A 21,547-nucleotide genomic window follows, 5' to 3' on the forward strand; every position below is an offset into this window, starting at 1 on the left:
AGCACACGAGGACACCATGGCAATCCTGATCGGGGCGATTCTGGGGTACATGATCGGCCGCTGGCCGGGGCTGTTGATCGGCGCGCTGCTCGGCTACTGGCTCGGCCGGCGCCTGGCCCGCGGCATCGGCGTCGCCCGGGTCGCCCAGTTGCAGATGCAGTTTCTGGATTCGACCTTCGCGGTGATGGGCTGCATCTGCAAGGCCGACGGCCAGGTCACCGACGCCGAGGTCCAGGTCGCCGAGACGCTGTTCACGCGCATGCGCATGAGCGGCGACATGCGCAACCGCGCCCGCGACGCCTTCGAGCGCGGCAAGGCCGACGACTTCGATCTCGACGCCGAGCTCGCCGAGGTACGGCGCGTCACCCGCGGCCAGCGTGCGTTGCTGCAGGTATTCCTGCAGGTCCAGCTGTCGGCGATCGCCGCCGACGGCAAGCTCGACCCGGCCGAGCACGAGATGATCCTGCGGGTGGCCCGCGGGCTGGGCTGCTCGGAGGCCGAGATCGCCCAGATCGAGGCGATGCTGCGTGGCGAGGCCGGCCAGGCGGGCGGTGGGCCGCCGTCCGGCCAGGCCCTGGAGGACGCCTACCGGGTACTCGGCGTCGAGCGCGACGCCAGCGATGCCGAGCTCAAGCGCGCCTATCGCCGGCTGATGAGTCAGAACCATCCCGACAAGCTGGCCGGCAAGGGCCTGCCCGAGAGCATGCGCGAGATCGCCGAGGCGCGGACCCGCGAGATCACTCACGCCTACGACCAGATCAAGCAGGCCCGCGCCGCCGGCAGTTGATCGCCGCCGGCGGGGCCGGGCAGAGGTAGAGCGAGGAGAGCACACATGGGCAACATTCTGCTGGCGCTGGGCGTCGTTCTGCTGGCGGCCAGCGCGCTGGGCCTGTGGGGGCTGCATCGCTTCAGCGCGCGCCTCGCCCGCCGCGCCGAGGCCGACGTGCCGCCGGCCGGGCGCTTCGTCGACACGCCCGAGGGGCGCGTGCATCTGGTCGAAGCCGGCCAGGGGCCGCCGCTGGTGCTGATCCACGGGCTGGGCGGGCAACTGCAGCATTTCACCTACGCGCTGAGCGAGCGACTGGCCGACGACTTTCATGTAATCATTGTGGACCGGCCCGGCTCGGGCTATTCCGAGCGTGGCGGCGGCGCAGACGATGCTGGCCTCGCCGCCCAGGCCCGGCAGATTCGCAATGCCTGGCGCGCCTTGGGCGTCGAGCGGCCATTGCTGGTCGGCCATTCGCTGGGTGGCGCGGTGGCCCTGGCGCTGGCCGAGGACTATCCCGACGAGGTGGCGGGCCTGGCGCTGCTGGCGCCGTTGACCGCCCGGGAATCCGAGGTGCCGCCGGCCTTTCGCGGTATGACGATCCGCTCGCCGCGTTGGCGACGCTTCGTCGCCGACACCTTCGCCGCGCCCCTCGGCGTGCGCTATGCAACGCGCATGCTGGCCGCGATCTTCGCCCCGGAACCGGTGCCCGCCGATTTCGCGACACGCGGCGGCGGCCTGCTGGCGATGCGCCCGCAAGCCTTCTACGCCAACTCGAGCGATCTGGTGAGGCTCGAGAACGACATGCCGGCACTGATTCGCCGTTACCCTGAGCTGCGCCTGCCGGTGGCGATCCTGTTCGGCGAGCGCGACCGGATACTCGAGCCTGCGCGCCACGGCCTGGCCCTGCGGGACCGGCTGCCCGGCCTGGCGGTGGAGACCCTGCCCGAGGCGGGCCATATGCTGCCGCTCACCCGGCCCGACGAGACCGCGGCGTTCATCCGCCGGGTGGTGGCCCGAGCCTGCGAATGATTCGACCTGGTCGTCTGTGGCCTGGATGTTGCCTCAGGTGCCGTGATGATCGCGCGGATAATTGATTTCACAGAGGTTTGTCCGATTGAGCGCCGTACCGGGGTGTACGGTCGAGTGAGGCAGAAATTGTCTGTGGAATCAAAGAGCAAGCGAGGGCGCGAGCGACCTGGTGCACTATTCGGGTTAGGGCGCCTCAGGCCTGGGGCGCGAGCACCGCGGTGTAGACCGCGAAGTAGTGAAACACGCTGCCGCCGAGCACGAACAGATGCCAGATGGCGTGGTGGAAGGGGATCGCGCGGATCGCGTAGAACACCACGCCCAGCGTGTAGGTGACGCCGCCGGCCACCAGCAGCGTAATGCTGGTATCGGAGAGGTAGGTGCCCATGGCGTCGCTGGCGAGCACGATCAGCCAGCCCATCACCAGGTAGACCGCCACCCGCAGCACGCCGAAGCGCTGCGGCCAGATCAGCTTGAGGGCGATGCCGCCGATCGCCAGCGACCAGATGACGGCGAACAGCGTCCAACCCAGCGGGCCGCGCAGATTGACCAGCAAAAAGGGCGTGTAGGTACCGGCGATCAGCGCGTAGATCGCGCAATGATCGACCACCTTGAGCGCGCGCTTGAGGCGTGGCCGGCGCACGCCGTGGTAGAGCGTCGAGGCGCTGTAGAGCAGCACCAGAGTGGCGCCGTAGAGGCTGACGCCGACGATCTTCCAGGGGTCGACGTGGGTGGCGAGGCTGGCCAGCGCGATCAGCACCACCATGCCGGCCAGCGCCAAGGCCGCGCCGATGCCGTGACTGATGCAGTGCAGCAGCTCCTCGAGCAGACTGTAGGCATCGTCGCCCGGATGAGCGGTCGTATTGCGCAAACGGGAATCGGGCATTGCCTTGGCTCCTCGTTGGAAACGAAAACCCCCGACGGGCCCGCTTCAGGGCTTGCGCCGGCTTTCCACGTCGCCCGCCGGGGTGAAATCCTCCAGCGCCATCAAATGGCCGAGCTTGCCGGCCTTGGTCGACAGATAATGTTCGTTGTGGGGGTTGCGGCCGGTGGTTAGCGCCAGTCGCTCGCTGATGGTCACGCCGTCACGGGTCAGGGCGTCGACCTTGCGCGGGTTGTTGGTCATCAGCTTCAGCGAGCGCACGCCGAGGTGCTCGAGCATCGGCACGCACAGATCGTAGCGGCGCAGGTCGGCGTTGAATCCCAGGTGCTCGTTGGCCTCGACGGTGTCGTAGCCCTGGTCCTGCAGATGATAGGCGCGGATCTTGTTGAGCAGGCCGATGCCGCGACCTTCCTGGCGCAGGTAGAGCAGCACGCCGCGGCCCTCGGCGGCGATCCGCTTGAGCGCTTCCTGGAGCTGGTAGCCGCAGTCGCAGCGCATCGAGAACAGCGCGTCGCCGGTCAGGCACTCCGAATGCACGCGGCCGAGCACCGCCTCGCCGATCGACACGTCGCCCAGCGTCAGGGCGATATGGTCCTTGCCCGTCGCTTCGTCCTCGAAGCCGTGCATGGTGAAGGTGGCCCAGGGCGTGGGCAGTTGGGAGGCGGCGATGAAGCGTATCGTCACGATGATCCTCGACTGCGAACCGGCGGGCACCAGCGCCCGGCCGATGTAAACGACCCATGATAGCAGGTTAGTGGGCATGGCTCATCAGCGGCGCGTCGTGTTGGGTGCCCATAGGCAAGGGGGCGTCGGATGCCCGGCCATCCGCTACAATTGGCGCAAACTCACGAGTCGACGAGAGCCCGATGGAACTTCACAACGACCGCCTTCTTCGCGCCCTGGCCCGCCAGCCGGTGGATCGCACTCCGGTATGGATGATGCGCCAGGCCGGGCGTTATCTGCCCGAGTACCGCCGGGTGCGCGGCGAGGCCGGCAGCTTCATGGACCTGTGCCGGGATACCGCGCGGGCCTGCGAGGTCACCCTGCAGCCGCTCGAGCGCTACCCGCTGGATGCCGCGATCCTGTTTTCCGACATCCTGACCATCCCCGACGCGATGGGCCTGGGGCTGTACTTCGAGACCGGCGAGGGCCCCAAGTTCAAAAAACCGGTGCGTACCCAGGCCGATGTCGAGGCGCTGAGCCTGCCCGACACCCAGCGCGATCTCGATTACGTGATGAACGCCGTCGCCGCGGTGCGTCGCGAACTCAATGGCCGGACGCCGCTGATCGGTTTCTCGGGCAGTCCCTGGACGCTTGCCACCTACATGGTCGAGGGCGCCTCGAGCAAGGACTTCCGCCACGTCAAGGGCATGCTCTACGGCAATCCCGAGGCGATGCACCAGTTGCTCGACCTGCTGGCCCAGGCGGTCACCGACTATCTCAATGCGCAGATTCGCGCCGGCGCCCAGGTCGTGCAGATCTTCGATACCTGGGGCGGCACGCTGTCGACGCCGGCCTATCGGGAATTCTCGCTGCGCTACATGGAGCAGATCGTCGCCGGGCTGATCCGCGAACACGAGGGTCGTCATGTACCGGTGATCCTGTTCACCAAGAACGGCGGCCAGTGGCTCGAGCATCTCGCCGCCAGCGGCGCCGATGCGCTGGGCCTGGACTGGACCACCGAGCTCAGCGACGCCCGCGAGCGGGTCGGCCATCGCGTGGCGCTGCAGGGCAATCTCGACCCCAACGTGCTGTTCGCCCGGCCGGCGGCGATTCGCGCCGAGGTGGCGCGGATACTCGACAGCTACGGCGCCGGTCCGGGGCATGTCTTCAACCTGGGCCATGGCATCAGCCAGTTCACCGAGCCCGAGCGGGTCAGCGCCTTCCTCGAGGCGCTCCACGAACTCAGCCCGGCCTATCATGCCGACTGAGCGTGTGGCGCAGGCGATGACTCGCCATCGCCGCTGGCTGGCGCTGGTGCCTGGCGACGCTTGTGCCGGGCGCGTGGCTGACCCGTCCGGCGTGTCACGCGTTCTTCGAGTGGCGCGCGCATGCGGCGTGCTTGGCATTTCTCGAGCGCATCATCCTGGTGCCTGCCGCCAGCCTGCTGCGACTTTGCGGCGCGTCGGCTCTGGCGCTGACAGTGCCTGGTTGCGTTGGGTCTACGTTGACTGAAGGTGACTTAAGGATAGGCGACAGATTGGAACACTCCTTGCTAGCGTTATAGGGCCATGCTTGAGCATGCACTCAAATGACAACGCAAGGGAGTCGATTCCACTATGCGACACAAGAACAAGAGCCTGTTACTGCTGTCTGCCGCCGTGCTGGCTGCCTCCGTGGCCTCCCAGGCCCAGGCGGCCATGCTCGACGACGTCAAGAGTAACGGCGAGTTCCGCTGCGGCGTGAGTACCGGTCTGCCCGGTTTCTCCGCACCGGACGAGAACGGCAACTGGCAGGGGCTCGACGTGGAAGTCTGTCGCGGCGTTGCGGCCGCCGTATTCGGCGATCCACAGGCCGTGAGCTTCACTCCGCTGACCGCCAAGGAGCGCTTCACCGCGCTGCAATCCGGCGAAATCGACGTACTGTCGCGCAACACGACCTGGACCGCGACCCGCGACAACTCCCTGGGTCTGAACTTCGCCGGTACCAGCTTCTACGACGGCCAGGGCTTTTTGATCCGCAAGGAGCTGGGCATCAACAGCGCCACCGAGCTCGACGGCGCCTCGATCTGTGTGCAGTCCGGCACCACCACCGAACTCAACATGGCCGATTACTTCAAGGCCAACGACATGCAATTCCAGCAGGTCGCTTTCGACACCACCGACCAGACCGCGCAGGGCTTCGACAGCGGCCGCTGCGACGTACTGACTTCCGATTCCTCGCAGCTCGCCGCGCTGCGTCTGCAGCTCCAGGACCCGTCCAGCGTCAAGATCCTTCCCGAGCGTATCTCCAAGGAGCCGCTAGGCCCCGTGGTGCGCCAGGGCGACGATCAGTGGTTCGATATCGTCAAGTGGTCGCTGTTCGCCATGCTCAACGCCGAGGAACTGGGCGTGACCAGCGAGAACGTCGACGACATGAAGGCCAACCCGCCGAATCCCGATGTCGCGCGCCTGCTGGGTACCGACGGTCGCTACGGCGAGCAGCTCGGCCTGAGCAACGACTGGGCTTACAACATCATCAAGCTGGTGGGCAACTACGGCGAGATCTACGCCAAGACCGTGGGCGCCGATTCGCCGCTGGAGATCGAGCGCGGCATCAACGCCCTGTGGACGGACGGCGGCATCCAGTACGCTCCGCCGATTCGCTAAGCGCGACGTGATGTCCTCGCACCGCACGCCGTGAGCGTGCGGTGCATTTATTCTGCCCGAAGTAGAGACATTCCATGTTGCGTCCATCCACTTCCACCTCCCGCCGCGGGCGTGGTCCCCTGTGGCGTGATCCGGCCATCCGCGCCCTGATGGTGCAGATCGCGCTGTTCGTGGGGCTGGCTGTCGTCATTGGCTTTTTGGTCCACAATACGCTGGCCAACCTCGAGGCGCGCGGCATCCGTACCGGCTTCGACTTCCTCGGCGAGCGTGCGGGCTTCTCGATTCCACAGACGCCGATCGACTATTCCAGCGACGATTCCTACGGCCGCACCTTCGTCATCGGACTGCTCAACACGCTGCTGGTCTCGGCGCTGGGCATCATTGCCGCGACGATCATCGGCTTCACGGTGGGCATCGCCCGGCTCTCGCCCAACTGGCTGCTGGCCAAGCTGGCGGCGATCTACGTCGAAGTGTTCCGCAACATACCGCTGCTGGTACAGATCCTGTTCTGGTATTTTGCGGTTTTGCGCTCGCTGCCCTCGCCACGGCAGAGCCTGTCGTTGTTCGAGGCTTTGTATTTCAACGTGCGTGGCCTGGTGATGCCGGCCCCGCAGCCCCTGGAGGGCTTCGCCGCCACGCCCTGGGCGTTGCTGGTGGCGATCGTCGCCGCCGTGGCGCTGGGGATCTTCGCGCGCAAGCGTCAGGCCGCCACCGGCAAGGCGCTGCCCGTCTATTGGTTGGGCGCGGCGATCATCGTCGGTTTGCCGTTGATCGTGTTCGTGACCACCGGCATGCCGCTGGAATGGTCGATGCCCGAGATGACCGGCTTCAACTTTCGCGGCGGCATCAACGTCATGCCGGAACTGATGGCGCTATGGCTGGCATTGTCAGTCTATACCGCGGCGTTCATCGCCGAGATCGTGCGTTCGGGCATCCAGTCAGTACCCCACGGCCAGACCGAGGCCGCGCACTCGCTGAGCCTGCCGGGGGGGATCGCGCTGCGCAAGGTCGTGATTCCCCAGGCAATGCGCGTTATCGTGCCGCAGTTGACCAGCCAGTACCTGAACCTGATCAAGAATTCGTCGCTGGCCACCGCCATCGGCTATCCCGATATCGTCGCGGTATTCGCCGGCACCACGCTCAACCAGACTGGCCAGGCGATCGAGATCATCGCCATGACCATGGCCGTGTATCTGCTCATCAGTCTGATGGTATCGCTGCTGATGAACATCTATAACGCGCGCACGCTGCTCAAGGAGCGTTGAGATGGCCTCGACTATCAATCCCGTCCGTACCCCAATGATCGAGGCCCGCCAACCGCCCAACCAGAGCCGAGGTCTGGTCGGCTGGCTGCGTGCCAACCTGTTCTCCAGTCCCGTCAACTCGATCGTCTCGGTCGTCACCATCGTGTTGTTGGTTCGGTTGATCTGGCCGTTTCTGGAGTGGAGCTTGTTTGACGCCGACTGGCTCGGCACCACCCGCGAGGACTGCAGCGGCGACGGCGCCTGCTGGGTGTTCATCTCGGCGCGCTTCGAGTCGATCGTCTACGGCTTCTACCCGGACGTGGCGCGTTGGCGGGTCGATATCGTGTTCGCCTTGATGGCGCTGCTGATCGCCTGGCTGGCGATCCCGCGCTTGCCGGTCAAGCGTTGGGTGGGGCTGTTCACTCTGGTCGGTTTTCCGGTCATCGCCTATTTCCTGCTCCTCGGCGGCAGCTTCGGGCTGCTGTACGTACCGACCCGCGAATGGGGCGGGCTGATGCTGACGCTGACCATCGCCACGGTGGGCATCGTCGGCTCCCTGCCGCTGGGTGTGCTGCTGGCGCTCGGCCGGCGCTCGAAAATGCCGCTGATCAAGGGCGTGAGCGTGATCTTCATCGAGTTCTGGCGCGGTGTGCCGCTGATCACCGTGCTGTTCATGGCCTCGGTGATGTTGCCGCTGTTCGTGCCGTCGGAGATCGAATTCGACAAGCTGCTGCGTGCGCTGATCGGCATCATGTTCTTCTGGAGCGCCTACATGGCGGAGGTGGTCCGCGGCGGCCTGCAGGCGATCGACAAAGGCCAGAACGAGGCCGGCCAGGCGCTGGGTCTGGGCTACTGGCGGCGTATGGCGCTGATCATCCTGCCGCAGGCGCTGAAACTGGTCATTCCCGGCATCGTCAACACCTTCATCGCGCTGTTCAAGGATACTTCGCTGGTGCTGATCATCGGCCTGTTCGACCTGCTGGCGATTATCCGCGCGGGGCTGACCGACACCAACTGGCTGGGCTTCGCGATGGAAGGCTATGTGTTCGCGGCGCTGGTGTTCTGGATCTTCTGCTTTGGCATGTCGCGCTACAGCCAATACATCGAGCGCCGGCTGCACACCGGGCATTAGCATCGGCCAGTCGTCATCTCAAGGCGCCGCATGGACATACAACAAGACAATCCATTTCAGGAAGCACCTGCATGAGCGAAGCAACTGCCTCAAAGGACAACGGCACCGAGCCGATGATCGAGATCCAGCAGCTCAACAAGTGGTACGGCGATTTCCACGTGCTGCGCGATATCGACCTGACCGTCAAGCGTGGCGAGCGGATCGTCATCTGCGGGCCCTCGGGGTCCGGCAAGTCGACGCTGATCCGCTGCATCAACCACCTCGAGGCTCACCAGCAGGGTGATATCCTCGTCGGTGGCGTGCACATGACTCAGGACATCAAGCGCATCGAGCAGATCCGCCGCCAGGTGGGCATGGTGTTCCAGCACTTCAATCTATTTCCGCATCTCACGGTGCTCGAGAACTGCTGCCTGGCGCAGGTCTGGGTGCAGAGACAGCCGCGCCGCGAGGCCGAGAAGAGCGCCATGAAATACCTCGAGCGGGTACAGATCGCCGATCAGGCCAAGAAATATCCGGGCCAGCTGTCCGGCGGCCAGCAGCAGCGCGTGGCGATCGCTCGCGCGCTGTGCATGCGCCCCGAGGTGATGCTGTTCGACGAGCCGACCTCGGCGCTCGACCCGGAGATGATCAAGGAGGTGCTCGACGTCATGGTCGAACTGGCCCATGAGGGCATGACCATGCTCTGCGTGACCCACGAGATGGGCTTCGCCAAGACCGTCGCCGACCGGGTGATCTTCATGGACCAGGGCCAGATCATCGAGCAGGCGCCGCCCGAGACGTTCTTCAACAATCCGCAATCCGAGCGCACCCAGCTGTTCCTCAGCCAGATCCTCGGTCACTGACGTCGCACCGCGCCACACCCATCGCTACAGGCTGGGCTCCTGGCGGGACGGGGCGCCCTTGTTGCTGCGCGATGCCTTGCCTTCCTCGTCCAGCGCCTGGCGCGCCGAGAAGGGGCGACGAGGCTGAACGACCCGGACATTGCCGACGGCTTCCTCGTCCAGGATGGCGGGCTCGGTTGCGGGCCTGGCCTCGCTGACCCAGGCGCTGTCGGGGTCGTGAATCGCCGGTCGCCGGTCGAAGGCGCGCGTCACCACGGCGCCTGGGCCTTGGCGCAAGCCGGCGAGATGGTAGGGCAGCATCAACAGCTCGGCGAGCAGCCGCAGGCCGACCAGCGCCAGCAGCCACAGGCCGGTATCCAGCACCAGCGTCGGCCAGCGCTCGGCCCACGAGCCGCCGGCCAGCAACGGGCTGCGCATCGCCAGCCAGGCGAGTCCGGCGATCACCAGCGTGAGTTGGGCCACCACGTGGCAGAACACCAGGGTGCGCCGCGGCAGCGGGCGGCGCAGAAGCAAAAAATTGCGCATCGTGCTGTTTCTCTCCGATTGAATCTTCACGCATGACGGCGCGGTCGCTTTTCGGCAGTCCTTGCCGGTTAACCGATACTAACAGCTAAGCATGAAGGGAGAGAAACGCCTTTCAGGCGTTCGAGATCGGGCATGGCGGTCTCCTGGTGGCGTCGCTTGCAGCATAGCGTCTGCGATGTTTGCCACGCAGCATTCGCGGGACTAGGCTCAGCGGTGCAAGGAGCCAAGGAGCGTCGCGAGCCCGGGCGTTCCGCTATCCACCGGGAAGGAGGCGTTCGATGTCGAGCCCCGAGCACAAGCAGAAGATCTGGAAACTGATCAGCGACATCAAGGTCGGCATGCTGGTGACGCTGGACGGCCCGCAGCCGCGCGCCCGGCCGATGCATCTGGTCCAGGACGCCTACGACGGCACGCTGTGGTTCTACACCCGGCGCAGCGCCGAGAAGGTCTTCGAGACCCAGGCCGACCAGGACGTGTGCCTCAGCTTTTCCGACCAGGAGGAGGGCGTGTATGTCTCGCTGTCCGGCACGGCGCGGCTCAACGACGATCGCGCGTTGATCGACAAGTACTGGAATCCGTTCGTCGCCGCCTGGTTTGCCGACGGCAAGGACGATCCCGACCTGACGCTGATGGAGATCAAGGTCGCGTTCGGCGAGCACTGGAAGGCCCGCGAGAGCAAGGTGTTCCAGCTCTACGAGGTCGCCAAGGCCAACGTCAAGAAGGGCAGCCAGCCCGATATGGGCGAGAACGAGAAGTTCGGCTGATTCTAGCGACCCGCAGCGTCATCCCCCACGCCCGGCTTTGTAGCCGGGCGTTTTTGTTGATCGGCATGCACCATCGCGGTGCGCTGCGCTTTCGGCTATGCTCGGGGGCCGGTCGCTCGGCCGGTAACCGTCATTCGGCGATACGCCCGGTTGTTGCATGGCGATGGCGGCTGACGCTGGGTGTCGCCACGTCATCGTCCGTCGTGGATCGCCCTTCGTGGAGAGTGCCATGTCCTCGTCGCTGCTGGGAATCCTGATCATGTGCGCGGGCGTGCTGTGCCTGGCGCTGGGCGATGCGATCTCGAAATGGCTGGGTGGCAGCTTCGACCCGATCCAGATCATCTTCTTTCGCACGCTGGTCTCGCTGCCGCTGATCGCTCTGCTGGCACGCTTCAATGGCGGCTGGGCCTCGCTCAAGACGCATCGCCCGGGCGTGCACCTGCTGCGTGGGCTGATCTTCACCGGCACCATGTTCTTCTTCGTCACCGGGCTGACCCTGCTGCCGCTCGCCGAGACCACGGCGATCGCCTTCGCCGCGCCGCTGTTCGTCACTCTCCTTTCGGGGCCGCTGCTCAAGGAGCGTGTCGAGGCGGTACCGTTCGTCGCGTCACTGATCGGTTTCGGCGGCGTGCTGATCGTGGTGCGGCCCGGCGCGGCGGGCTTTCAGTGGGGCGCGCTGATCGTCGTCGGCGCGGCGGTGTGCTACGCGCTGATGATGATCACCGCGCGGCTCTATGGCGGCAAGGAGCGGCTGTGGGCGATGGTCTTCTACGCCACGCTGGTGCCGATGCTGGTCAGCGCCGCCCTGCTGCCCGGCGTCTGGCGGACGCCGCACGGGCTGCATTGGCTGGGTTTCATCGCCGCGGGAGTGCTCGGCGTGGGCGCGATTTCGTGCATCACCCTGGCCTTTCGTTACGCACCGGCAGCGCTGGCTGCCCCTTTCGATTACACGGCGATGGTCTGGGCGGTACTGCTCGGCTGGTGGCTGTGGGGCGAGGTGCCGGACGTCTGGGTATTCGTCGGTGCGGGGGTGATCATCGCCAGCGGTGTGGCGATCGCCGTGCATGAGCGCCGGGTGGCGATCAAGGCGCGCCCCTCGACATGAACGTCGGGTGCTAGCGGCGACAAGAAAGTTGTGTCAAAGCTGGAAGTTAATAATAATCATTGTTATAAGATATTTCACCGCATGATGATTCATGCCGTGCCAACTGCAACGACAACACAGACAGGAGTGAAGCATGACACAGCGACACAATACGGGGTGGCTCAAGGTGTGTAGCCAGTCGGCGATGGGCCTTGTCCTGGGTGCCGTCGTCGGTACGGCCCAGGCGAATGGAACGATGAGCGGCTATCAGGACGATGTCGAGTCCCTCGACGCGGCGCTGAGCAGCCTCGTCGAGTCCTACCGTGCCGATACGCAAGCCGGCGACGAACTGGCGACCTTCAAGCAGCAGTGGGAGAGCGTCGAGTATCACGAGGCCGTGGAAGACAGCGCCAAGCCGTTGTATCCGGTCATCTGGCAGGCCATAGGTCAACTCGAGAACACGCTGGACGACTCGGCGGCGCCGTCGGCGGTGGAAGGCGCCGCGGACCGTGTGCGGGCCACGTTGTGGCAGGGCCTCGGTGCCTTGCGACTGGCGACGACCAAAGCCGCCGGGCAACCCCAGGAGGGCTCGGCTGAGAGTGGCAAGACGCCGATCACGGCTATCAAGGAGGCGCTCGATGAGGCGCTGGGCGAGTATTACGAAGGCGAAATCGACGAGGCCAAGACGCTGGTCAGTGACGCCTACATGCAGCGTTTCGAGGGCCTCGAGGGTGGACTGATCGAGCTCGATCCCGAGCTGGTCGAAGGGCTCGAGGAAGACTTCAACGCGAGCTTGCCGAATGCCATGGAGAGCGGCAAGGACGAGCAGGTCGCCACGCTGGTAAAATCGATGAAGGCGCGGCTCGATCAGAGCCGCGAATTGCTTGCCGGACAGGAAACGGTCGAGGTCTTTTGACATGGACAGGCGAACCTTGCTGAAATCGGGCCTGGCATTGGGGTTGCTGGGCCCGGCGCGGGTCTTGGCAGCCTCCCAGGAGGCCCAGGCACTCTCGGTCGACGCCTTGCCCGAGCTGAAGGGTAGCCTGACCCTCTATCTGGGACGCGGTGAAGGGGGGCTGTACGAGACGCTCATCGAGGCAATCCGTAAGCGCAACCCGCAACTGGATCTCAACGTCCGGCGCGGGCCATCGGCGTCGCTGGCCAACACCTTGGTCGCCGAACATCAGGCCGGTGTGCAGCGGGCGGATGCCTTCTGGTCGATCGATGCCAGTTCGCTGGGACTGGTCGTCGACCAGGGGATGGCGCGAGCGGTGCCCGAGGCCTTGCGTGCGCCGGTCCGCGAGCCGTTTAGTGCTGACGCCTGGGTGCCGATCTCCGGACGCATCCGTACGCTGCCCTTCAATCCCCAGCGTGTCACGGCCGAGCGGCTGCCCGACGACATCATGGCCTTCGCCGACAGCGACCTGAAACTCGGTTGGGCACCGGCCTACGGTGCCTTTCAGTCGTTTCTGACGGCGATGCGCTTGCTCGAGGGCGAACAGCGCACCCGTGAGTGGCTACGGGGGGTCAAGCAGCGGGCCACCAGCTATGCTGGCGAGTTCGGCGTGGTAATGGCGGTGGAGCGTGGCGAGATCGATGCGGGTTTCGCCAATCACTATTACACGCTGCGTCTCAAACAGGGCAAGCCGTCGGCCTCGGTGGCCCTGGGCTTCACCGACGGCGATGCAGGCTCGCTGGTCAATGCCTCGGGCGTGGCACTGTTGAGCGACAATCCTGCCGCCGCCGGCCTGGTGCGTTATCTGCAAACTCAGCAGGCGCAGCGGTTTCTGGCCGAGGAAGCCTTCGAATTGCCGATGGTCAAAGGTGTGGCGATGCCCGCTGGACTGCCGCCGATGAGCGATATTAATCCTCCCCAGGTGGAACTTTCGCAGCTGGCTGACCTGCGGCCAACGTTGGCGCTGATGCGCGAAGCCGGTGTGCTGTGACGCCATCGCGGGTCAATGTATGGCTGAGCGGGCTTGTCGCGGCGGTGATCCTGGCCCCGGTGGCGGTGCTGTTCATGTTGAGCCTGAGTGCGGATGTCGACTTGGCTGGGCAGATCGCGGCCATCACCGTCAATTCCCTGGCGCTGGCGCTGCTGACGGTGCTGGGCTCCGTGGCGATCGGCGTGCCGTTGGCGTTGGTCACCAGTTATGCCGACCTTCCGGGGCGACGTTTCTGGGTGGCGACGCTTTCCGCGCCGCTGGCGGTGCCCAGCTATCTCGGCGCGTTCGCGTTCTTCGCTGCCTTTGGTCCGGGAGGCGAGTTGAGTGTGCTCAGCGGGTTGCCGCTGCCGCCGGTCAAGGGACTGGCGGGTGCCACCTTGGTGATGACCCTGTATACCTTTCCTTTCGTGCTGCTCAGCACCCGGGCGGCGCTGGCCGGGCTGGACGTCAGCGTGCTCGAGGCGGCGCGCACGTTGGGCATGCCGCTGCCCATGGCATTGTGGAAAGTGGTCTTGCCTCGCGTACGTAACGGCATAGCTGCGGGTGCGCTGCTGGTGGCGTTGTACACGCTCTCGGATTTCGGCACGCCGGCGCTTCTTCAACTGGATACCTTCACCCGGGTGATCTTCGTCGAGTACAACGCCTTCGGTCTCGATCGGGCGGCATTGCTGTCGTTGCAGCTGCTGGGTTTTGTCGCGCTGATCCTGTTGCTCGAGTCACGGCTCAGGGCGTCGCGCGAACGCCCCGGCAGGACAATGACCCTCAAGTTGCCCGGTGCGATCAAGGCGCTTTGTCTGGTCGCCGCCAGCGTGATCGTGCTTGCGGCGCTGGTCTTGCCGGTGGCGATCTTCACTCTCTGGCTGGTCCGCGACGGGGCCGTCGGCTTCGATCCCGGCTACTTGCTGAATTCCGTGTATGTCTCGCTGCTGGCCGCCGTGGCGACCGTCCTGGTGGCCCTGCCGGTCGCCTTTGCAGCCTCGGCAGGGCGGCTTGGACGACTGTTCGAGCGCATCACCTATCTTGGCTTCGGCATCCCGGGTATCGTGCTGGGCACCGCACTGGTATATCTGGGCTTGCAGCTGAGCTTTCTCTATCAGACCGTGACGCTGCTGGTGGTCGCCTACGTGATCCGCTTCCTGCCGCTGGCGGTGGGTGCCGTACGCGCGACGCTGGCTCGGCGTAACAACGACCTGACCGGCGCGGCGCGCAGTCTGGGTGCCTCGTCCTTCGAGGTGTTCCGGCGGATCAGTCTGCCGCTGAGCCTGCCGGGGCTGGTCGCTGGCGCGGCACTGGTGTTTCTGGAGGCAATGCGCGAACTGCCCGCCACGCTGATGTTGCGTCCCACCGGGTTCGAGACCATCGGTACCTATCTATGGCGTACCTATGAGGCCGGTTACTTCGGGCGTGGGGCGATTCCCGGTCTGTTGTTGATGCTGGTCTCGGCCGTGGCGGTGATGATGATGGTGCTGGGCGAGGGGCGTCTGTCCCGGCGTCACTCCCGCTAGCCGCCAGGCTCGAATCCATTCAGGCGTTCAGGTAACGAGACGATGCTGACACTGCGAAACATGGGCGTGTGTTATGGACAGACAAGTGTTGTCAGCGGGCTCGACCTGACCCTTGGCGACGGGGAGATTTTAACCCTGGTCGGTCCCACCGGATGCGGCAAGTCGACGACTCTGCGCGCTATCGCCGGGCTGGAGCCGCTCAGCGAGGGCTCGTTGACACTGGCTGGCATGCAGATCGACAAGCACCGTTTCGTGGTCCCGGAAAAACGCGGTATCGGCATGGTATTCCAGGATTTCGCGCTGTTCCCGCACTTGAATGTCGAGCAGAACATCGGCTTTCGCGTCAAACGGCGCCAGCCCGTCGACTACTGGCTAGCGGTGCTGGGCATCGAAACGCTGCGCAAGGCCATGCCGGAGACGCTCTCGGGCGGCCAGAAGCAGCGGGTAGCGCTGGCTCGCGCGCTGGCGCACTCGCCTTCCCTGGTGCTGCTCGACGAGCCGCTGTCCAATCTGGATGCCGCGCTCAAGGACAGCCTGCGCTATGTGATCCGCGATGCGCTGAAGACAGCGAACGTGCCTGCCATCTGGGTGACCCACGACCAGGCCGAGGCGCTCTCGGTCGGTGACCGGGTAGGCATCATGCAGGCCGGTCGGCTGGCACAGATTGGCACCCCCGAAGCATGCTTTCGTGAGCCGGCCGATCGGTTCGTGGCTACCTTTCTCGGCGATGCGGCCTTCCTGCCCGGGCGGCGCTGCGGCGAGACGGTGCAGACCGTGCTGGGCAAGCTGCCCGTCACTGCCAAGGACGGGCCGAAAGAGTCGATGGAGTGCGTCGATTTGCTGGTGCGTCCGGACGACATCGGCCTGGCGCCGGCCGCCCCGGGAAACGCCTGCATCGACTGGATGCGCTACGAGGGCGAGCAGCGTCTGTTCGGGGTCACGCTCGACGACGGCACCGTACTCAAGAGTCGTCAGAATCACGAATGCCCGCTGCTGGCGGGTGAGCGAGTCGCGGCCCGCATCGTCGCCCGCCATCCGCTGGCGATGTTTGCGGCACAGTAATCCAGGCTGCCGAGCCGGACACCGACAATCGCAGATAGTGGTTAATCGAATAAAAGGATGAACAATGATTCCTTAAAAGCATCCGCGGCTTGCCACTAACCTATGTCGCCCCGAGCAGCTCAACGAGCTTGCCGAGACCATCGTCGCGATCCAGCGCGAGCGCTATCTGGCGTCGGTAACCACTCGGCGGCTACGGCAACGCGCGGGCCGGCGGCCGGCTTAGGCGTGGATATACCTCCAGCCCTCGGCCTGCCATTCGGCCAAGGCAACCACCGCGGCTTCGACCTCCTCGTGGCCGGCGGTGTTGTCGAGCCCTTGGGCGATCAGCGAGTTGCGGCACAGGTGCAGCCAGGAATCGGCCACCGGGTCGGGTTCGGCCAGGGCGGCGGCCACCGCGGCGCCGTTGGCGACGATGCGCACCTGGGCATCGTCGTGCACCTTGACCAGGTTGCGGGCGTTACGCCGGGCCCGGGCCAGGCTGTCGGCGGTGGGGGCATGCAGGAGGACGCGTAGCGAGCTCATGAGGAACTCTCCTGAGGGTCGGAAGTGGACGTGTCGATGCCGATATAGCGCTCGAGCCGATGAATGTGTTCGCGGAACGCCGGGTGTTCGCGGCGCTCTGACAGCGGCAGGTCGACGGCAACGATTTCGCTGACCCGTGCCGGTTCGTCCTCGCTGGGCTTGCTGAGCACCACCACGCGATCGGCGAGCAGCACCGCCTCCTCGATATCGTGGGTGACGAAGAGGATTGCCGCCTCGCTGCGGCGGCGCAATTCGCCGAGCTCGACCTGCAGGCGCTGGCGGGTCAGGGCGTCGAGTGCCGAGAACGGCTCATCCATGAACAGCACCCGCGGTTTTACCGCCAGCGCCCGGGCGATGCCCACGCGCTGCTGCTGGCCACCGGACAGGGTTCGCGGCCAGCGCTCGGCGAACGCCTCGAGGCCTACCAGGGCAAGCTGCTCCATGGCCCGTGAGCGGCGCTCGTTGCGCGACAATCCCAGCCCCTCGAGACCCAGTTCGACATTGGCGCGTACTTGGCGCCACGGAAACAGTCGCGGCGCCTGGAAGACCATCGACCACGGACGTGTGGCCGGCTCGTCGGCGGCCGACAAGTTCACCGTGCCGCGTTGCGGCGTTAGCAGCCCGGCCAGCGCGCGCAGCAGGGTCGACTTGCCGACCCCCGAGGCGCCGACCACGGCGACGAACTCGCGCGGCGCGATGTCGAGGCTGACGTCGTCGAGCACCATCTCGCCGGCGAAACCCAGGCGCACGCCACGTGCCTGCAGCACCGGCCGGCCGGGCGCCGGCGATGAAAGGCTCAGCTCTGCCATCGCAGGATCCTCCGCTGGACGCTCATGAACAGGAAGTCAAACAGCGCATAGAGCGCAGCGATCGTCAGCATGTAAACCACCACGATGTTGGTGGCGAGTAGGCCCGAGGCCTCCATCATCCGCTGGCCGATGCCCGGGATACCAAACAGCTCGGCGGCGACCACCGTCATCCAGCCCTGGCCGAGCCCGGCGCGCAGGCCACCGAGGATGCCCGGTGCCGCCGCCGGCAGGCTGACCTTGCATAGCCGCGCCATGAAACGCCCCTGGCCGAAGGCGTGGGCGACCTCGTTGTAGCCGTCGTCGACCGCGCTCACCGCGCTATAGCTGGCGAAGTAGTTGATCCAGAACACGCCGATACTGATGATGAATGCTGCCGCGGTCTCGGTGACGCCGAACCAGATGATCGCGAACGGGATCCACGCCAGCGGCGGGATCGGTCGCAGCAGCCGGGCCAGCCAGCTCTGGATGGCGTCGAAGGTGGGCTCGAGCGCCGCGCCGACGCCCACCGCGATGCCCAGCAGCGAGCCGATCGCCAGGCCGGTGCTGTAATGCGAGAGGCTGGCCAGCACCACCTCGAGCCAGATGCCCTCGCGAATCTCGGCCCAGAACTCGGCGGGGATGCTCGAGGGCAACGGCACCAGGTTGCTGGGAAGCAGACCGAGGCGCAACGCAAACTCCCATAGCATCACCAGGCCGACGACGCCGGTGGCGCTGAGCAGGGTGCGTCGATGGCGGGGCAGGCGCATCAGCGTGCCTCGGCGCCGAGTTCCTGAATCACCGCGTCATACACCGAGGTGTCGAACAGCGCGTCGATATCGACCGGTTTCTTGAGGCTGCCGATGCGTTGCTGGAAGTCGGCCATGGTCCGCGTGGCGTCGACGATGGCGTGCGGGTCGGCGAGATAGTTGGACGACGGAGAGGTCAGCGCAGCCTTGACGGTATCCTCGCTGATCAGCCGCTTGCCGACGAACTCGCGCACGTAGGGCGCGGCTTCGTCGGGCCGTTCCTCGAGCATTCGAGTGGCGCGCACGTGCAGCGCAACCAGCTTGCGGATCGCCTCGGGGTGATCCTTCATGACCGATTCGCGCACCGCCAGCACCGCACCGGGCTGATGGGGCAGCATGTCGCTGCCGCGTGCCACCACCTTGGCGTCGGGATCACGCTGCTGGACCACGCTGAGGATCGGCTCGAGGGTCGAGGCGGCATCCACTGCGCCGGCGAGCAGCGACTGTTGGACGCGATCGGCGCCCATGGTGACGATATCGACCGCATCGGGGCTGACGCCGACCTGCTCCTGCAGCCAATAGCGCAGCACGGTGTAAGGTACCGAGCCGGCGGGGAAAGTGGCGATCTTGGGCTTGCGACCGTATTCCTCGGTGAAGCGGGCGATCGCCGCCGCCGGGTCGTTGCCGTCGAAGGCCTCGGCGAATTCGCCGCGGGCGATCAGACCGATCTGCTCCTCAATGCTGGCGGCCAGCACCTTGATCGGCACGCCGTTGGCACGGGCCACCATCGCCGGACCGATGCCGAAGTTCACCACGTCGAGCTTGCCCGAGGCCAGCGCCTGGACCATTGCCGGGCCGCTGGAGAAGCGTGTCAGCTCGAGATTCAGCCCCGCCTCGTCGGTCCAGCCAGCGCCCTTCATGACGAACAGCTGGGCCACCGGCAGGATCGGCATGTAGCCGACCTTGAGGGTGTCATCGTTCTCGGCCAACGCCAGGGACGGCAGCGTAACGGACAGCACAAGCGTGCAGAACAGACAAAGCAGGCGTCGCATAGCGATTTTCTCCGGAGGAATGGCGGGTCTGGAGGGTGACTATAGCGATTAGCCGGGAACGAGGAAAATTTCAATCCTGTTGATTTGTTATACTCTTATACACGCTTATTCTCTGTTTCCTGTTCTGCCAATGGCGCGTCGATTCGCCGGCGGACGGGTCGAGCATGCCGCCTGGCGGACACCGAATGGCTGACCGCGTTGCGAGAGGGAGAAGAGGGGCCCGGCCGGGAGGCCGGGACGTGGCTTACTTATCGAGCTTGACCATGCGCAGGTAGGGTTTCTTCTCGTCCCAGCCCTGTGGGAACAGCTCCTTGGCCTGCTCGTTGCTCACCGAAGGCACGATGATGCAGTCGTCGCCCTCGGTCCAGTTGACCGGCGTGGCGACCTTATGGCCGTCGGTCAGCTGCAGGCTGTCGATGACCCGCAGAATCTCGGCGAAGTTGCGCCCGGTGCTGGCCGGGTAGGTGATGGTCAGGCGGATCTTCTTGTTGGGGTCGATGATGAACACCGAACGCACCGTCAGGGTGTCGTTGGCGTTGGGGTGGATCATGTCGTAAAGGCCGCTGACCGAGCGGTCGGCATCGGCGAGCAGCGGGAAGTTCAGGGCGTGGCCCTGGGTTTCCTCGATGTCGCCGGCCCAGCTGCGGTGATCGTCGACCGGGTCCACCGACAGGCCGATGGCCTTGACGTTGCGCTTGTCGAACTCCGGCTTCAGGCGCGATACCTCACCGAGCTCGGTGGTGCAGACCGGGGTGAAATCCTTGGGGTGCGAAAACAGGATGACCCAGCTGTCGCCGGCCCATTCATGGAACTTGATCGGGCCTTCCGTGCTGTCCTGGGTGAAATCCGGGGCGGTATCGCCTAGATGCAGTGCCATGACGTGCTCCTTGAACATGACCAGTGAATGGCTTATTCGCTTTGCCGATATAAGCGCTTCGCTACTATGACATCGGGTCGGCCCTTGGGGGAAACAACCCTTGAGGCTATATAAATAGCCGGATGGTATGACTTAAGGCGCACCTGGCGTGACTCGCAGGACGATGCCGGCCGGCACGCCATTCAAGGTGGCAACGCGCTCAGGCGTTGCTCTGATTAAGCCTGTCCAGGCCTTCGAGCAGCCCGGCCATGTCGTCGGCGTGCTCCTCTTCCTGGGCGAGGATGTCTTCCATGATGCGCCGCGAGGTGGGATCGTTCTCGCCCAGGTAATTGACGATCTCGCGGTAACTGTCGATGGCGATGCGCTCGGCGATCAGGTCCTCCTTGATCATCTCCTTGAGCGAGTCGCCCTCGACATACTCGGCGTGCGCGCGGGTCTGGATGCCCTCCGGCGAAAAGTTGGGCGCGCCACCCAACTGGACGATGCGCGCGGCAAGCCAGTCGGCATGCTGCTGCTCTTGTTGGGCGTGTTCGAGGAACTCCTCGGCGGCGATATGCGCACTGAGCCCGTCGGCCATGTAGTAGTGGCGCTTGTAGCGCAGGTAGCAGACGATCTCGGTGGCCAGCGCCTCGTTGAGCAGGTTGATGACATTCTCGCGATCAGCGCGATAACCCTCAGTGACCGCGCCGCGCTCGATATGCTGGCGGGCGCGTTCGCGAATCGTCTTGATGTCGGTTAGAAACGGTTGGTCGGCCACGGTTGCTCTCCTTGTCGCGTCGGTGTGCCTGTGCCTATGCAGCGTAGAACATTCATCGCGAAGCGCGCGATGCCATGATGATTTTGCGCCTGGTTCGGTTCAAAGGTCGCCGGGTGGCGCGGAATCGATCAGGTTTTCCAGGTCGAGCATCTGGATGGCGCTGATGGCCGCCTCCAGCGCACCTTCGCTGCACAGGCCGGCGATTGCCGCTTCCTCATGGCCCGCCAGGGCGGCGGCGACGCAGGCGTCGCGTACGCGGGCGGCCAGTGCCAGGCGCTCGGCATCTTTCATTAGCTGTCCTCCAGATGCTCCTTGAGTACCCGGGCATTGTTGTGCTCGACATCGCGGGCGGCGAACAGCAGCGTCAGCCCGTGGCGGCGGGCATGCTCGCGAAGTCGCGCCAGCGTGTCGGCATCGCTCTCGCGCAACTCGCGGCGATAGGCGCGGTAGAATTCGTCCCAGCGCTCCCGGTCGTGGCCGTACCATTGACGCAATGACTTCGAAGGTGCCAGCTCGCGGCACCATTCGTCCAGTGCGGCATCGCGCTTGGCGACGCCCCGCGGCCACATCCCGTCGACGAGCACGCGGTAGCCGTCCGCGTCGTCAGCCGGGTCGTAGATTCGCTTCAGGCCTACGTTCATAAGCGCTCCTCATGGGTCGCCGTGCCCATCCTGCATCGCCGCCGGCGAGCGTGCTCGGTAGCAGGGTACGACAC

At 65.4% G+C, this 21,547-nt stretch carries 24 protein-coding genes; 13 read left to right on the forward strand and 11 right to left on the reverse strand.

Annotated elements, in window-relative coordinates:
- Positions 1 to 16 precede the first annotated feature (16 nt).
- Both djlA and K7I12_RS12430 read left to right on the forward strand, forming a co-directional pair.
- A complete protein-coding gene (gene djlA / locus K7I12_RS12425; RefSeq protein ID WP_031385101.1) occupies positions 17 to 787 on the forward strand; it encodes a co-chaperone DjlA in 771 nt (256 codons plus the stop codon).
- A 45-nt stretch (positions 788 to 832) separates the two neighbouring features.
- Entirely contained in the window at positions 833 to 1,798 is a 966-nt protein-coding gene (locus tag K7I12_RS12430; RefSeq protein ID WP_231664296.1) for an alpha/beta fold hydrolase, read from the forward strand.
- Between the two features lie 193 nt (positions 1,799 to 1,991).
- Here the strand turns inward: K7I12_RS12430 and trhA are convergent, their stop codons facing one another.
- Together trhA and ribA are read right to left on the reverse strand one after the other, a co-directional pair.
- Positions 1,992 to 2,681, reverse strand: a complete 690-nt coding sequence (gene trhA / locus K7I12_RS12435; protein WP_231664298.1) for a PAQR family membrane homeostasis protein TrhA — start codon at positions 2,679 to 2,681, stop codon at positions 1,992 to 1,994.
- A 45-nt stretch (positions 2,682 to 2,726) separates the two neighbouring features.
- Positions 2,727 to 3,362 (reverse strand): GTP cyclohydrolase II, encoded by a 636-nt coding sequence (gene ribA, locus K7I12_RS12440; RefSeq protein WP_031385104.1) that lies wholly within the window; start codon positions 3,360 to 3,362, stop codon positions 2,727 to 2,729.
- A 182-nt stretch (positions 3,363 to 3,544) separates the two neighbouring features.
- Between ribA and hemE the strand changes: the two genes are divergently transcribed.
- From hemE to K7I12_RS12465, 5 genes are all read left to right on the forward strand, one after another.
- The gene (gene hemE / locus K7I12_RS12445) at positions 3,545 to 4,609 is read left to right on the forward strand and encodes a uroporphyrinogen decarboxylase (RefSeq protein ID WP_031385105.1); all 1,065 of its coding nucleotides are present in this window, start codon (positions 3,545 to 3,547) and stop codon (positions 4,607 to 4,609) included.
- Between the two features lie 348 nt (positions 4,610 to 4,957).
- Positions 4,958 to 5,986, forward strand: coding sequence for an amino acid ABC transporter substrate-binding protein (locus K7I12_RS12450; protein ID WP_031385106.1), 1,029 nt, complete (start codon positions 4,958 to 4,960; stop codon positions 5,984 to 5,986).
- 74 nt (positions 5,987 to 6,060) lie between these two features.
- Positions 6,061 to 7,251 (forward strand): amino acid ABC transporter permease, encoded by a 1,191-nt coding sequence (locus K7I12_RS12455; protein WP_031385107.1) that lies wholly within the window; start codon positions 6,061 to 6,063, stop codon positions 7,249 to 7,251.
- A gap of 1 nt (position 7,252) precedes the next feature.
- The gene (locus tag K7I12_RS12460; RefSeq protein ID WP_031385108.1) at positions 7,253 to 8,362 is read left to right on the forward strand and encodes an amino acid ABC transporter permease; all 1,110 of its coding nucleotides are present in this window, start codon (positions 7,253 to 7,255) and stop codon (positions 8,360 to 8,362) included.
- A gap of 71 nt (positions 8,363 to 8,433) precedes the next feature.
- Complete coding sequence (locus K7I12_RS12465) at positions 8,434 to 9,204, forward strand: amino acid ABC transporter ATP-binding protein (protein ID WP_031385109.1); 771 nt, start codon at positions 8,434 to 8,436, stop codon at positions 9,202 to 9,204.
- A gap of 24 nt (positions 9,205 to 9,228) precedes the next feature.
- Here the strand turns inward: K7I12_RS12465 and K7I12_RS12470 are convergent, their stop codons facing one another.
- Positions 9,229 to 9,729 (reverse strand): hypothetical protein, encoded by a 501-nt coding sequence (locus K7I12_RS12470; protein ID WP_035575402.1) that lies wholly within the window; start codon positions 9,727 to 9,729, stop codon positions 9,229 to 9,231.
- A 278-nt stretch (positions 9,730 to 10,007) separates the two neighbouring features.
- Here K7I12_RS12470 and K7I12_RS12475 point away from each other — a divergent pair, with 278 nt between their 5' ends.
- From K7I12_RS12475 to K7I12_RS12500, 6 genes are all read left to right on the forward strand, one after another.
- On the forward strand, positions 10,008 to 10,493 hold the full coding sequence (locus K7I12_RS12475; protein ID WP_231664299.1) for a pyridoxamine 5'-phosphate oxidase family protein: 486 nt from the start codon (positions 10,008 to 10,010) through the stop codon (positions 10,491 to 10,493).
- 229 nt (positions 10,494 to 10,722) lie between these two features.
- A complete protein-coding gene (locus K7I12_RS12480) occupies positions 10,723 to 11,598 on the forward strand; it encodes a DMT family transporter (RefSeq protein ID WP_231664300.1) in 876 nt (291 codons plus the stop codon).
- Positions 11,599 to 11,731: 133 nt separating this feature from the next.
- Positions 11,732 to 12,493, forward strand: coding sequence for a hypothetical protein (locus K7I12_RS12485; protein WP_231664301.1), 762 nt, complete (start codon positions 11,732 to 11,734; stop codon positions 12,491 to 12,493).
- A gap of 1 nt (position 12,494) precedes the next feature.
- On the forward strand, positions 12,495 to 13,523 hold the full coding sequence (locus K7I12_RS12490) for a substrate-binding domain-containing protein (RefSeq protein ID WP_231664302.1): 1,029 nt from the start codon (positions 12,495 to 12,497) through the stop codon (positions 13,521 to 13,523).
- A complete protein-coding gene (locus tag K7I12_RS12495; protein WP_231664303.1) occupies positions 13,520 to 15,028 on the forward strand; it encodes an ABC transporter permease in 1,509 nt (502 codons plus the stop codon). The genes K7I12_RS12490 and K7I12_RS12495 overlap by 4 nt, the downstream gene beginning before the upstream one ends.
- A 42-nt stretch (positions 15,029 to 15,070) precedes the next feature.
- On the forward strand, positions 15,071 to 16,090 hold the full coding sequence (locus K7I12_RS12500; protein ID WP_031385115.1) for an ABC transporter ATP-binding protein: 1,020 nt from the start codon (positions 15,071 to 15,073) through the stop codon (positions 16,088 to 16,090).
- A gap of 219 nt (positions 16,091 to 16,309) precedes the next feature.
- Here the strand turns inward: K7I12_RS12500 and K7I12_RS12505 are convergent, their stop codons facing one another.
- From K7I12_RS12505 to K7I12_RS12540, 8 genes are all read right to left on the reverse strand, one after another.
- A complete protein-coding gene (locus K7I12_RS12505; protein ID WP_231664304.1) occupies positions 16,310 to 16,612 on the reverse strand; it encodes a DsrE family protein in 303 nt (100 codons plus the stop codon).
- Complete coding sequence (locus K7I12_RS12510; protein ID WP_231664305.1) at positions 16,609 to 17,421, reverse strand: ABC transporter ATP-binding protein; 813 nt, start codon at positions 17,419 to 17,421, stop codon at positions 16,609 to 16,611. Before K7I12_RS12510 ends, K7I12_RS12505 begins: the two co-directional genes overlap by 4 nt.
- The gene (locus tag K7I12_RS12515) at positions 17,409 to 18,167 is read right to left on the reverse strand and encodes an ABC transporter permease (RefSeq protein ID WP_231664307.1); all 759 of its coding nucleotides are present in this window, start codon (positions 18,165 to 18,167) and stop codon (positions 17,409 to 17,411) included. Before K7I12_RS12515 ends, K7I12_RS12510 begins: the two co-directional genes overlap by 13 nt.
- Complete coding sequence (locus K7I12_RS12520) at positions 18,167 to 19,198, reverse strand: ABC transporter substrate-binding protein (RefSeq protein WP_231664308.1); 1,032 nt, start codon at positions 19,196 to 19,198, stop codon at positions 18,167 to 18,169. Before K7I12_RS12520 ends, K7I12_RS12515 begins: the two co-directional genes overlap by 1 nt.
- 244 nt (positions 19,199 to 19,442) lie before the next feature.
- On the reverse strand, positions 19,443 to 20,075 hold the full coding sequence (locus K7I12_RS12525; RefSeq protein WP_231664309.1) for a peroxiredoxin: 633 nt from the start codon (positions 20,073 to 20,075) through the stop codon (positions 19,443 to 19,445).
- Positions 20,076 to 20,274: 199 nt separating this feature from the next.
- A complete protein-coding gene (locus K7I12_RS12530) occupies positions 20,275 to 20,832 on the reverse strand; it encodes a ferritin-like domain-containing protein (RefSeq protein ID WP_031385121.1) in 558 nt (185 codons plus the stop codon).
- Between the two features lie 99 nt (positions 20,833 to 20,931).
- The gene (locus K7I12_RS12535; RefSeq protein ID WP_031385122.1) at positions 20,932 to 21,123 is read right to left on the reverse strand and encodes a hypothetical protein; all 192 of its coding nucleotides are present in this window, start codon (positions 21,121 to 21,123) and stop codon (positions 20,932 to 20,934) included.
- The gene (locus tag K7I12_RS12540; protein ID WP_231664311.1) at positions 21,123 to 21,473 is read right to left on the reverse strand and encodes a DUF488 domain-containing protein; all 351 of its coding nucleotides are present in this window, start codon (positions 21,471 to 21,473) and stop codon (positions 21,123 to 21,125) included. Before K7I12_RS12540 ends, K7I12_RS12535 begins: the two co-directional genes overlap by 1 nt.
- Positions 21,474 to 21,547 lie beyond the last annotated feature (74 nt).

Origin of the sequence: Halomonas sp. IOP_31, from assembly GCF_021151495.1 — a bacterium.
In the GTDB taxonomy this organism is placed as follows: Bacteria; Pseudomonadota; Gammaproteobacteria; order Pseudomonadales; family Halomonadaceae; genus Modicisalibacter; species Modicisalibacter zincidurans.